This is a genomic window from Azospirillum sp. B510, from assembly GCF_000010725.1.
Taxonomy (GTDB): Bacteria; Pseudomonadota; Alphaproteobacteria; order Azospirillales; family Azospirillaceae; genus Azospirillum; species Azospirillum lipoferum_B.
Window position 1 is genome coordinate 1,856,342 of record NC_013854.1, and the last position, 12,383, is coordinate 1,868,724.

Genomic DNA, 12,383 nt, shown 5'->3' on the forward strand with positions numbered 1-12,383 from the left:
GACCCAAGCCTTCGACCTTAGAGGTCTCAGGCCTGACCACCGGCGGCGGCGGCGACCTCGGCGGCGAAGTCCGACTGGACCTTCTCGATGCCCTCGCCCAGGGCGAAGCGGGTGAAGGCCGTGACTTTGACCGGAGCGCCGATGTCCTTGGCGGCGTTCTCCACCACCTTGCGGACCTTGGTCTCGCCGTCGATCACATAGGTCTGCTCCAGCAGACAGACTTCCTCGTAATACTTGCGGACGCGGCCTTCCACCATCTTCTCGATGATGTTCTCCGGCTTGCCCGAGGCACGGGCCTGCTCGGCCAGCACGTTGCGCTCACGCTCCAGCGACGAGCTGTCGACATCGGCGATGTCCAGCGCATCCGGACGGGCGGCGGCGATGTGCATGGCGATCTGCTTGCCGAGGTCGGCCAGCTTGCCGGCGTCGCCGGTCGACTCCAGGGCGACCAGAACGCCGATCTTGCCCAGGCCCGGCGCGATGGCCGAGTGGACGTAGCTGACGACGACACCGGCCGAGACCGACAGGGTGACGGCGCGGCGCAAGTTCATGTTCTCGCCGACGGTGGCGATCAGGCTGGTCAGCTCGTCCTGGGCGGTGTGCGAGGTGCCCGGATAGGTCGCGGCCTTCAGGGCCTCGACGTCGCCGGCGGTGGTCAGCGCCAGCTCGGCGGACGTGGCGGCGAAAGCCTGGAACTTGTCGTTGCGGGCGACGAAGTCGGTCTCGGCGTTCACCTCGACGACGGCACCCTTGGTGCCGGCGGTGGCGACGGCGACCAGACCCTCGGCGGCGACGCGGCCCGACTTCTTGGCGGCGGCGGCAAGCCCCTTCTTGCGCAGCCAGTCGACGGCGCCCTCGAGGTCGCCCTGCGTCTCGTTCAGCGCCTTCTTGCAATCCATCATGCCCGCGCCGGTCTTCTCGCGCAGTTCCTTGACGAGCGAGGCGGTAATCTCGGCCATGTTGCGCCCTCTTTCTTCCAAGCGATCCGGCTGGCGGATCGGATTGAGTCACAAAGTCAAAACGGGTGGCAAGCCATCAAAAAGGCAGCCCATAAAAAAGGCAGCCGGGCCATAGGTCATAAGGCCCGGCTGCCCTTGAACCGTCAGGGTCAGGCCTGGGCGGTCTCGGCGGTCTCTTCCTCCGGCAGCTGTTCAGCCGGGGCATCCTCGGCGGCGCCGACGTCGATGCCGGCAGCGCTCATCTCGGCCTGCAGGCCGTCGAGCACGGCGCCGACCGTCAGGTCGCAGTACATCTCGATGGCGCGCAGGGCGTCGTCGTTACCGGGGATCGGGAAGGCCACGCCGTCCGGATCGGAGTTGCTGTCGAGGACCGCGATGACCGGGATGCCCAGCTTGTTGGCTTCCTTGACCGCGATCGACTCCTTGTTGGTGTCGATGATGAAGATGACGTCCGGCAGGCCGCCCATCTCCTTGATGCCGCCCAGCGCCCGCTCCAGCTTGTCACGCTCGCGGGTCAGCTCCAGCACTTCGCGCTTGGTCAGGCCCGAGGTGTCGCCGCCCAGACGCTCTTCCATCTCGCGCAGGCGCTTGATCGACTGGGAGATCGTCTTCCAGTTGGTCAGCATGCCGCCGAGCCAGCGGTGGTTGACGTAGTACTGGCCGCACTTGGCGGCGGCCTCGGCGATACGCTCCTGGGCCTGGCGCTTGGTGCCGACGAACAGGACGCGGCCGCCGCCGGCGACGACGTCACGCACGGCCTGGAGGGCGCGGTGCAGCATCGGGACGGTCTGCTCGAGATCGATGATGTGCACGCCGTTGCGGACACCGAAGATGTACTGGTTCATCTTCGGATTCCAGCGACGGGTGTGGTGGCCGAAATGGACACCGGCTTCCAGCAGCTGGCGCATGGTGAAGGTGGGCATGGTCATGTGGAAAAATTCCCTTTTTCCGGTTGCTCCGCCGCGGGCATTGTCGACAGCGCATGGAGTCATGGCCGAAGACACCGGATCGGGCCATCGGGGTAAAACCGAGGGTCCGCCAGCCCGCGTGAGGTTTTGACGACGGCGCTTACATAGCCCCGCCCGCGTATGTTGACAAGGAAAAAGGCCATCCGGACCGGCGTCCGGATGGCCTTTTCACCATTTCGCAAAATAGCGGCGGAAGCTGCTCTTCACGCCTGCGGCGCGGACGGGGCCGCCACCTTCGGCTTGGGCAGGTCGAGCTTCAGGTGGAGTTCCCGCAGGCGGGCGGTGTCGACCGGTGCCGGCGCCTGCATCAGCAGGTCTTCCGCCCGCTGGTTCAGCGGGAAGGCGATGACCTCGCGGATGTTCGGTTCGTCGGCCAGCAGCATGACGATGCGGTCGATGCCCGGAGCCGAACCGCCGTGCGGCGGGGCGCCCAGCTTGAACGCGCTCAGCATGCCGCCGAATCGGGCCTCCAGCTCCTCCGGCGGGTAGCCGGCGATCTCGAAGGCCTTGTACATCACCTCCGGCAGATGGTTGCGGATGGCGCCCGACGACAGCTCCACGCCATTGCAGACGATGTCGTACTGGTAGGCCTTGATGTCGAGCGGGTTCATCGTCTCCAGCGCCTTCAGGCCGCCCTGGGGCATGGAGAAGGGGTTGTGGCTGAAGATGACCTTGTTGGTCTCCTCGTCCAGCTCGTACATCGGGAAGTCGACGATCCAGCAGAAGCGGAAGGCGTTCTTCTCGATCAGGTCGAGTTCCTCGCCGATGCGGGTGCGGGCGAAGCCGGCCAGCTTGGCCGCCGGGCCGGGCTGGTCGCAGACGAAGAAGATCGCGTCGCCATCCTCGAGACCGGCCAGTTCGCGCAGGGCGGCTTGCGCCGCCTCAGGCACGAACTTGGCGATCGGGCCCTTGCCGCCGCCGGCCTCCATGACGATGTAGCCGAGACCGGGAGCGCCGAGACCGCGCGCCCAGTCGTTCAGCTTGTCGAAGAAGCTGCGCGGACGGTCGGAGACCTTCGGCGCGCGGATGGCGCGGACGACGCCGCCCTTCTCCAGCGTCTGCTTGAAGGCGCGGAACTCCACGTCGTCGCGCTTGAACACCTCGGTCACGTCGGTGATGACCAGCGGGTTGCGCAGGTCCGGCTTGTCGTTGCCGTATTTCAGCATCGACTCGGCGTAGGAGATGCGGCGGAAGGGCAGCCCGTCGATGGCCGGCTTCGAGTCGCGGCGGAAGCCGCCGAATTCGTCGAAGATCCCGTGCAGAACCGGCTCGATGGCGGCGAAGACGTCTTCCTGGGTGACGAAGGACATCTCGAAATCGAGCTGGTAGAACTCGCCCGGGCTGCGGTCGGCGCGGGCGTCCTCGTCGCGGAAGCAGGGGGCGATCTGGAAATAGCGGTCGAAGCCGGCGACCATCAGCAGCTGCTTGAACTGCTGCGGCGCCTGCGGCAGGGCGTAGAACTTGCCGGGATGGTTGCGGCTGGGCACCAGATAGTCACGGGCCCCCTCCGGCGAGGAGGCGGTGAGGATCGGCGTCTGGAATTCGGTGAAGCCCTGGTCGATCATGCGGCGGCGCGCCGAGGCGATCACGCGCGAGCGCAGCATGATGTTCTCGTGGATGCGCTCGCGGCGCAGGTCGAGGAAGCGGTAGCGCAGGCGGACATCCTCGCCGGCGTCGGTGTCCTGGTTGACCTGAAGCGGGATCTGCTCCGCCTCGCCTTCCACGGCCAGCTCGGCGATCTGCATCTCGATGCGGCCGGTGGGCAGCTTGTCGTTGATGGTCTCGGCCGTGCGCTTCACCACCTTGCCGGTGACGGTGATGACCGATTCCAGCTTCAGCCGGTTCGCGACCTCGAAGGCCGGGTTGGAGGTATCGACCACGCACTGCGTCAGGCCGTAATGGTCGCGCAGGTCGATGAACAGCAGCTGTCCATGGTCGCGCTTCCGGTTCATCCAGCCCGACAGGCGGACGGTCTCACCGGCATTCTCTTCACGAAGCTGGCCGCAGGTGTGCGTGCGGTAGGGGTGCATGGGTCGAAACACCTTGAAAAGGTCGGATTCCGGCGGAAAAAGCGGTTCGACACACCACACCGGACGCGCGCGAAAGTCAAGCCGCGATAGGGCGGCGCACAAGGACGCGACGCCGGAGACGCGGCGGCCGGAACGGAACGTTTGAAACACCGTGAAACGGTTTCCGCCACCCTGTCCACCTGTTCACCACTGCCTCCCGATGGCCGCACCGTCCGGACACCGGCACTGTACCACCGGCGCGACGAGACCACGCCACTTTGGGAAAATCCGGGGGAACGGTCGGCCGCCCCACCGCCCGAGCGCCCCTTTCATTCACCACACGCATCGATCCGGCGCGTCGGCGGACTTTCACCCGCCCGTTCGGTCGTGTATGAAGCAACCATGACGCTCATCACGACAACCGACGCCCTTCAGGCCTTCTGCCAGTCGCTGGCAGGGACCGAGTACATCACGGTCGACACCGAGTTCCTGCGGGAAAAGACCTATTGGCCGCAACTGTGCCTCGTCCAGGTCGGCGGGCCCGACGGGGCGGTCGCCATCGACCCGCTGGCCGAGGGCATCGACCTGACGCCGCTGTTCGCGCTGATGAGCGACCCGTCGGTTCTGAAGGTGTTCCACGCCGCCCGCCAGGATGTCGAAATCTTCTGGCACCTGTCGGGCCAGATCCCGCATCCGCTGTTCGACACCCAGGTCGCGGCGATGGTCTGCGGCTTCGGCGAGAGCGTCGGCTACGAGACGCTGGTGACCAAGCTGGCCGGCGCCCGCATCGACAAGTCCAGCCGCTTCACCGACTGGTCGCACCGGCCGCTCACCGAGCGCCAGCTGACCTACGCCCTGTCCGACGTCATCCACCTGCGCCCGGCCTATGAGAAGCTGAAGCGCCGTCTCGCCCGTTCCGGCCGGTCGCATTGGCTGGAGGAGGAGATGGCGATCCTGACCGACCCGGCAACCTACCGGGTCGATCCCGACAGCTCCTATCTGCGGCTGAAGGTGCGGACCAACAAGCCGCGCTTCATGGCGATCCTGAAGGAACTGGCGGCGTGGCGCGAGCGCGAGGCCCAGCGCCGCGACCAGCCGCGCTCGCGCGTGCTGCGCGACGAGGCGCTGCTGGAGATCGCCGCCCATGCGCCGACCACGGTCGACGACCTCGCCCGCACCCGCGGGCTGGGCCGCGGCTTCGCCGAGGGGCGCCAGGGGGCCGACGTGCTGGCCGCGGTGCGGACCGGGCTCGACCTGCCGGACAGCGCCCTGCCCCATGTCGAACCGCGCGAGGAACCGACACCGGGTTTGCAACCGATCGTGGAGCTTTTGCGCGTCCTGCTGAAGATGAAGTGCGACGAGAACAATGTCGCGGCAAAGCTGGTCGCGTCATCGGCCGATCTGGAAGCATTGGCGGCCGATGATGACGCAGACGTTCCCGCGATGCAGGGTTGGCGACGCGAACTGTTCGGCAACGATGCACTTGCCCTGAAGCATGGAAAGATCGGACTTGCGGTCATCGATCGGCGCGTCCGCATCGTTCCTGCTGGCGAACCGAGGCCATCGGCGGCTTTGGCCGAATCGGAAACTTGACCTTTTCGGATGGCGTCGCTTCGATGATTGGGACGCCTTTTGCCGATGTCCGGGCGCGTGCTGCGCCCGGACATCAGCCTTAAGGGCTTTTTAAAGATGGTTACGATTAAGATCGGTTAGGGTTTGCGGCTTTGGAGGGATCGGAGAAATCCACCAGTCCGCGGACCGGCGCTATCATTCGGGCATCGCCGCCCGGATGGATGACAAAAAGCTGCCGAACAACGAGCGGCTGGCGATCCGGGTGGTTGGCAGGCGCGACGCTTGTTGTGGGAGTGAAAACGGTATGAGCAGGTTTGGCGGCAGACCCCCCATTGGACGGGACCGAGTCCGGCTTTCCACGACGGAAAAGCAGGCCGCCGTCGCCGCCGCCAAGGATCAGAAGCCGGAGTTCGACAACGACAAGCTGCTGAACCTGCTGCGGTCGGCGAAAAACGAACTTCAGGGCATGCGTCTGATCCACATGCACCTGTCTCTTCTGAAGGACCGCGACCCGACCAGCCAGATGATGGTGCGGAGCATCATCCAGGAACTGGCGAACAAGGCGTCCTATCTGCAATCCTTCAACATCTCCAACGGCGACGTCATCATCCTCTACAAGGGATTGAAGCTGACCGGCGTCACCGATGTGTGTCAGACCGTCGAACAGGTGTTCCTGTCCAAAACGACGCTGACCGGCCCGAACCCTTACAAGGAATATTCGCTCTATTCGATCATGGAACTGGCGTTGAACTTCATCAACGTCATCCGTTTCATCGAGGAGTTGCAGGCGAACGAGACCGGCAGCCACGTCACCGAGACAAAACCGCCGATCACGCTGGAGGAGTTGGGCAAGCTCGAACGCTCGATGCAGATGTTCGACCTGTCGCCTTTCCTATTCAACCAGGGCATTGCCAATATCGGTACCGGCGATTCGGAGATGGAGTATTATGAACTCTACATCTCCATCAAGCTGTTGCAGGAACGGCTTTGTCCGGACTATGACATCACCGCCAACAAATGGCTGTTCAATTACTTCACCGCCAATCTCGACCAGTCGGTGCTGCGCGCCCTGAACCACGGGTTGAGCTTCATGCGCGGGCGGCGGATCGGCATCAACATCAACCTATCCACGGTGATCTCGACCGGCTTCGTCAAGTTCGACGAGAGGCTGCCGATCGATTTTCGCGGACAGGTGGTTCTGGAGGTGTCGAAAGGCGACCTGATCGAAAACCTGTCACTGTTCAACGAGGTCGTCGAGTTCGCGCAGGATCGCCGCTACCAGATCGCGGTCGACGGGCTGAACCCGTTCTGGGTGACCAACTTCGATCTGGAATATCTGAACGCCGACTACGCCAAGATCTTCTGGTCCAACGACATGCTGGAGATGGACCCGTCGTTCGAGAAGTATTTCCGCGACCGCATCGCCGAACAGGACCGCTGCAAATTCATCCTGGCGCGCTGCGACAGCGTCACCAGCCTGGTCTATGCCCACAAGATGGGAATCAATCTGGTGCAGGGCCGCGCGGTGGACAACATCATGCGCAAGGGCGTCAGCGTCCGCGAGGCCATCGCCCACGCCAAGGTGGATTGAGGGGTCCTTATTCATGGTTTTCGGGGTGCCCGCCGCAGCACTCCATCGGTCCAGCCCGGCGGCAGCAGCGCCAGCAGCCAGACCGCGGCCATCATCGGCCAGGGGAAGGTGATTCGCGCCGCATTGCGCTCCAGCCCACGGCGGATCACGCGGGCGGCGGCATCGGTTTCCATCAGGAAGGGCATGGGAAAGCGGTTGACCGCTGTCATCCGGCTTTTGACGAAGCCGGGGCAGATGACCGACACGCCGATCCCCTCCCCGGCCAGATCACCGCGCAGTGCCTCGCCATAGACCCGCACCATCGCCTTGCTGGCGCAATAGGCGGGTGCGCCGGGAAGGCCGCGGAATCCCGCCAGCGAGGCCATGAGGGCGATCTGACCGCGCCGCCGCGCCCGCATGGCCGGAAGCAGCGGATGGATGCTGTTCAGCACCCCGTCGATGTTCACCGCCAGGATGCGGCGGGCCTGCTCCTCCGTCTCGCCCCCGTCGCCGGTGCCGGCCGACATGCCGGCATTGGCGATCAACAGATCGACCGGCGCCGCCGCATCGATCCGCGCCAGCCAGCCGGCCATCGCCGAACGGTCCGCCACATCGATCACCGCCGCATCGACGCGGGCGCCGGCGGCCCGGCAGTGCCGCGCCACCGCCTCCAGCCGCGCGGAGTCGCGGCCGGTCAGGGCGAGCGCCATGCCGGGGCCGGCATAAAGCCGAGCCAGGGCCTCGCCGATGCCACTGGAGGCGCCGGTGATGACGATGGAGCGCGGTTGCTTCATGGAGGTCCTGTCCTGCCTGCCGGTCGCCTGCCGATTGCCCGCCGATTGCCCGATGGTGCCGACGCTTGTTGTGGGGTGATGTCGCGTTTATAAGCACGACTCAAATCGAAACCGCTTTTCAAACGAGGCCGCCTTTGCCAGCCCATCGCCCCGTCATCGCCAGCATGACCGGTTTCGCACGCGTCGACGGGCACGGCGACGGTTATTCCTGGACCTTCGAGGTCAAGAGCGTCAATGGCCGCAGCCTGGATCTGCGCTGCCGCCTGCCGTCGGGGTTCGACAGCGTCGAGGCGGCGGCCCGCGCCGAACTGCCGAAGCGGCTCGCCCGCGGCAACGTCAACCTGACGCTGGTGGCCAACCGCGCCCAGGCGGTCTCGCAGTTGCGCATCAACCGCGAGCTTCTGGCCCAGGTGCTGGAGATCGCACGGGAGATCGAGGGCGCCGGCGCCGCCCCGCCACGCCTGGATTCGCTGCTGGCCGTCCGCGGCATCATCGAGCCGGTCGAGGAGGACGAGACCGAGGCGCGCGAGCGCGTCGAATCGGCGCTGAAGACCGATCTGGCCAAGCTGGTGGCGCTGCTGGTGGACAACCGCCTCGCCGAGGGGGGGCGCATCGCCGAGGTGCTGAACGGCCATCTCGACGAGATCGCCCGGCTGGTGGATGCGGCCTCGGCCTGCGCCTCGACCCAACCGGAGGCGCTGCGCGAAAAGCTGCGCGCCCAGGTCGCGGCCATTCTCGGCTCCTTCCCCGCCCTGTCGGAGGAGCGGCTGGCCCAGGAGGCGGCGATCCTGATCGGCAAGGCCGACGTGCGGGAGGAGCTGGACCGGCTGCGCGCCCACATCCAGGCCGCGCGCGACATGATGGCGGAGGGCGGCGCCATCGGCCGCCGGTTCGACTTCCTGTGCCAGGAATTCAACCGTGAGGCCAACACGCTCTGTTCCAAGTCGGCGGACGTCGAACTGACCCGCATCGGCCTGTCGCTGAAAGCCTCGATCGAGCAGCTTCGCGAACAGGTCCAGAATATCGAGTGACCCTCGTACCTGCATGACCGGAAACTGCGAGTGAACGCCATGGCTGCGACCAAAACATCCCCGATCCACCGGCGCGGCCTGATGCTGGTGCTGTCCTCCCCGTCGGGCGCCGGCAAGACCACCATCGCCCGCGGCCTGCTGGAGCGCGACGGCGGCATCACCATGTCGGTATCGGTGACCACCCGGCCGATGCGTCCCGGCGAGGTCGAGGGGGTGGATTACTACTTCATCGACCAGCCGCGTTTCGACCGCATGGCGGAGACCGGCGACCTGCTGGAACATGCCCGGGTTTTCGGCAACTGCTATGGCACGCCGCGGGTGGCGGTGGAGGATGCGCTGGGCGCCGGGCGCGACGTGCTGTTCGCCATCGACTGGCAGGGCGCGCAGCAGCTGGCCCAGAATACCCGTGATGATCTCGTCAGCGTCTTCGTCCTGCCGCCCTCGGTCAGCGAGTTGGAGCGTCGCCTGCGCGGCCGCGGCCAGGATTCGGAGGAGGTCATCGCCAACCGGATGGCGAAGGCGTCCAACGAGATCAGCCACTGGCCGGAATATGACTACGTCATCGTCAACAGCGACGTGGAGGAGAGCATCGCCGCCGTCGAGGCGATCCTGCATGCCGAACGGCTGCGCCGCCGCCGCCAGATCGGCCTGCCGGAGTTCGTGCGCAGCATCCAGGACACGCTGTAACTACCCGTTCGGGAACGGCTTCGCCCTGACCTTGATCTCATGGTCGGGCGGGCCGTCGCCGCCGTCGGGCTGCTTTCCACGATAATAGCCCTTCTGCCAGCGCTCCTGTGCCGCGGCGCTGCCCGCCGTCCGCAGATCGGCGTTGAACTGGCTGCGCGAGGCCGCCCAGGCGCGGTATTGCGCCGCCGTCTCCGGATCGCTGTCCAGGTCGCGGATTTCCGGTGTCAGGCTCTCCACCAGACCACGCTGGACCGGCATCAGATGGGCGAAGGGCTCTCCCTTCTCCCAGGTCACCGGCACGCCGGGCGCCGTGAATTTCCAGTTCATCGTGAAGGGGTACGGCGACCAATCGGTCTCGATGATCCCCGACAGGCCGAGAATGCCATGTTTCGGATGGTTCAGCGGGCCGGTGACCATCAGGTTGACTCCCGGCGGCGTGCGGAACAGCGCCGCGACGTGAAAGGTCAGCACGCCGCTGCCGAAATGGCTGGCCGGCAGCAGATGATGCGGCTCGTCCGCCGTCACGGTGATGGCTTCGACACCGGTACCGCCGTCCCAGACCGCCGTCACCCGCAGGGGACAGCACAGCTCCCACCCATGCATGCTGGCGATGTTCAGCGGCAGGCAGCGGTAGCCATACTGTTCCGGCAATGCGTCGATCCAGTCGCGCGTCGCACGAGCCGGACGGATGTCGGGCGGCGCGCCCGAGAGCGGATAAGCGATCAATGTCATGGCATGGCATCCTGCCAGATTTCGGTCCGCTGCGTCATTCGGCGTCATTCCGAAGCGTCGATGATCGCCATCATCCGGAGGTCCTCCGTGGCAGGCAAGCCTCGAACGGCCAGACAGCCTATTCTACCGGGTGCATTCGGTAAAATTCCGCGCTATGGATGACCCCAGCCAATCGCCGGACAGAGTCCCATGACCACCCCCTTCCCCGCCTCCGCCACCGCAACCAACCGCCGCAGCTGGCTCGACGAGGCCTTGCGCCGACTCGAGGCGGACGTGAACCGCTCCGCCGACACCCACCTGCTGCGGTTGCCCATCCCGGCGGTGCGGGGGATCTCGCTGTACCTGAAGGACGAATCGACCCACCCGACCGGCAGCCTGAAGCACCGGCTGGCGCGCTCGCTGTTCCTCTATGCGATCTGCAATGGTTGGGTGCGCGAGGGCACGACGGTGATCGAGGCGTCATCGGGCTCGACCGCGGTGTCGGAGGCCTATTTCGCCCAGCTGCTCGACCTGCCTTTCGTCGCGGTGGTGCCGCGCAACACCTCGCCGGCCAAGATCGCCCAGATCGAGTTCTATGGCGGCCGCTGCCATATGGTGGACCGCGCGTCGGAGGTCTGTTCCGAGGCGCAGCGGCTGGCCCAGGCCTGCGACGGCCATTTCATGGACCAGTTCACCTATGCCGAGCGCGCCACCGACTGGCGCGGCAACAACAACATCGCCCAGTCGATCTTCGACCAGCTGGCGCAGGAACCCCATCCGGTGCCGGACTGGATCGTCTGCGGCGCCGGCACCGGCGGCACCTCCGCCACCTTCGGGCGCTATGTGCGCTATCGTCGGCTGCCGACCCGCGTCTGCGTCGCCGACCCGGAGCATTCCGCCTTCTTCGCCGGCTTCCGCGACAATGATCCCAAGGCCAGCGTCAGCCGGGGGTCGGGCATCGAGGGGATCGGACGGCCGACGGTGGAGCCGTCCTTCCAGCCGACGGTGATCGACCGTATGATCCGCGTGCCCGACGCCGCCAGCGTCGCCGCCGTCTGGGTGCTGCGCAAGCGGCTGGGCCGCGCCTGCGGCGGCTCCACCGGCACCAATCTGGTCGGCGCCATCGACCTGATCGCCGGCATGATGCGGGAGGGCCGGCGGGGCTGCGTCGCCACGCTGATCTGTGATTCCGGGGAACGCTATATGGACAGCTACTTCAACCGCGACTGGGTCGCCGCGACCGGGCTGGACATTGAGCCATGGTGCGAGCGGATCGACGGCTTCTTCGCCACCGGCGTCTGGAATGGCGACGGGCTGGAAAGCGCGGCGCGCTGACGGGGAGGTACACGGCCATGACCCGGATGCGGATCCGCATCGATTTCGAAAGCGGCGGGTCCATCGGCCCCGGCAAGATCATGCTGCTGGAACGGATCCGCGAGACCGGTTCCATTTCCGCGGCCGGCCGGACGCTGGGGATGTCGTACCGCCGCGCCTGGCTTCTGGTCGACGATCTCAACCGCATCTTCCGCGAACCGGTGGTGAGCGCCGCCGTCGGCGGCAAGCATGGCGGCGGCACCGTGCTGACGGCTTTCGGTGAGCAGGTGATCGACCATTACCGCGCGGTCGAACGCGAAGCCCATGTGGCGACCGCTCACCGGCTGGCCGCCCTGGCTGCGGGAACCAACCCGGATTACGGGGCGGACAAGCAGGCGGATGACGGCAGCTTCGCCAATGATCCGGGAGTCGGACCAGGATGCGAGCCAAGCGCGTGACGTGCTCCACGACCAAAAAAGGCCGGGCAAGATGCCCGGCCTTTTTCGTTTCGCAAGGCAGAATCGCCTATGCGAAGGCCTTGTAGGCGATCAGCGTGAAAGTATCGCGCACGCCGGCCAGGGTCTGGACATGCTCGGTCACGAAGCGGCCGATGTCGTCGTCCTGCTTCAGGTAGCATTTCATCAGCAGATCATACTGGCCGGAGATGGAATGCACCTCCGACACCTGTTCGATCAACTGGACAGCCTGGTCGGCGACCTCATAGGCCCGGCCGAGTTCGCATTTGACCATGACGAAGATGGTCTGCAC

The 12,383-nt window shown here is 66.0% G+C and carries 12 protein-coding genes; 6 read left to right on the forward strand and 6 right to left on the reverse strand.

What is annotated here, in order from left to right; all coding sequences use genetic code 11:
- Window positions 1-26 precede the first annotated feature (26 nt).
- The 3 genes from tsf to aspS all read right to left on the reverse strand — a co-directional run bounded on the left by tsf (window position 27) and on the right by aspS (window position 3,957).
- Window positions 27-959, reverse strand: a complete 933-nt coding sequence (gene tsf, locus AZL_RS08590) for a translation elongation factor Ts (RefSeq protein ID WP_012974238.1) — start codon at window positions 957-959, stop codon at window positions 27-29.
- Window positions 960-1,108: 149 nt separating this feature from the next.
- On the reverse strand, window positions 1,109-1,888 hold the full coding sequence (gene rpsB, locus AZL_RS08595) for a 30S ribosomal protein S2 (RefSeq protein WP_012974239.1): 780 nt from the start codon (window positions 1,886-1,888) through the stop codon (window positions 1,109-1,111).
- A 242-nt stretch (window positions 1,889-2,130) separates the two neighbouring features.
- Window positions 2,131-3,957, reverse strand: coding sequence for an aspartate--tRNA ligase (gene aspS / locus AZL_RS08600; RefSeq protein WP_012974240.1), 1,827 nt, complete (start codon window positions 3,955-3,957; stop codon window positions 2,131-2,133).
- Window positions 3,958-4,338: 381 nt separating this feature from the next.
- On the opposite strand from aspS, the gene rnd reads away from it, so the two are divergent.
- Window positions 4,339-5,529 carry a ribonuclease D gene (gene rnd, locus AZL_RS08605; protein WP_012974241.1) on the forward strand — a complete coding sequence of 397 codons (1,191 nt, stop codon included), beginning with the start codon at window positions 4,339-4,341 and terminating at the stop codon, window positions 5,527-5,529.
- A gap of 283 nt (window positions 5,530-5,812) precedes the next feature.
- Window positions 5,813-7,099, forward strand: a complete 1,287-nt coding sequence (locus AZL_RS08610; RefSeq protein ID WP_042442831.1) for a hypothetical protein — start codon at window positions 5,813-5,815, stop codon at window positions 7,097-7,099.
- A gap of 11 nt (window positions 7,100-7,110) precedes the next feature.
- Here the strand turns inward: AZL_RS08610 and AZL_RS08615 are convergent, their stop codons facing one another.
- Window positions 7,111-7,872, reverse strand: a complete 762-nt coding sequence (locus AZL_RS08615; protein ID WP_012974243.1) for an SDR family NAD(P)-dependent oxidoreductase — start codon at window positions 7,870-7,872, stop codon at window positions 7,111-7,113.
- A 164-nt stretch (window positions 7,873-8,036) separates the two neighbouring features.
- Here AZL_RS08615 and AZL_RS08620 point away from each other — a divergent pair, with 164 nt between their 5' ends.
- Entirely contained in the window at window positions 8,037-8,903 is an 867-nt protein-coding gene (locus tag AZL_RS08620) for a YicC/YloC family endoribonuclease (protein WP_042443670.1), read from the forward strand.
- Window positions 8,904-8,942: 39 nt separating this feature from the next.
- Window positions 8,943-9,590 (forward strand): guanylate kinase, encoded by a 648-nt coding sequence (gene gmk, locus AZL_RS08625; protein ID WP_042443671.1) that lies wholly within the window; start codon window positions 8,943-8,945, stop codon window positions 9,588-9,590.
- On the opposite strand, the gene AZL_RS08630 is transcribed toward gmk, so the two are convergent.
- A complete protein-coding gene (locus AZL_RS08630; protein ID WP_012974246.1) occupies window positions 9,591-10,322 on the reverse strand; it encodes a DUF6065 family protein in 732 nt (243 codons plus the stop codon).
- 189 nt (window positions 10,323-10,511) lie between these two features.
- On the opposite strand from AZL_RS08630, the gene AZL_RS08635 reads away from it, so the two are divergent.
- On the forward strand, window positions 10,512-11,636 hold the full coding sequence (locus tag AZL_RS08635; RefSeq protein ID WP_012974247.1) for a PLP-dependent cysteine synthase family protein: 1,125 nt from the start codon (window positions 10,512-10,514) through the stop codon (window positions 11,634-11,636).
- A gap of 17 nt (window positions 11,637-11,653) precedes the next feature.
- Window positions 11,654-12,073, forward strand: coding sequence for a winged helix-turn-helix domain-containing protein (locus tag AZL_RS08640; RefSeq protein ID WP_012974248.1), 420 nt, complete (start codon window positions 11,654-11,656; stop codon window positions 12,071-12,073).
- A gap of 67 nt (window positions 12,074-12,140) precedes the next feature.
- On the opposite strand, the gene AZL_RS08645 is transcribed toward AZL_RS08640, so the two are convergent.
- Window positions 12,141-12,383, reverse strand: coding sequence for an Lrp/AsnC ligand binding domain-containing protein (locus AZL_RS08645; protein ID WP_012974249.1), 243 nt, complete (start codon window positions 12,381-12,383; stop codon window positions 12,141-12,143).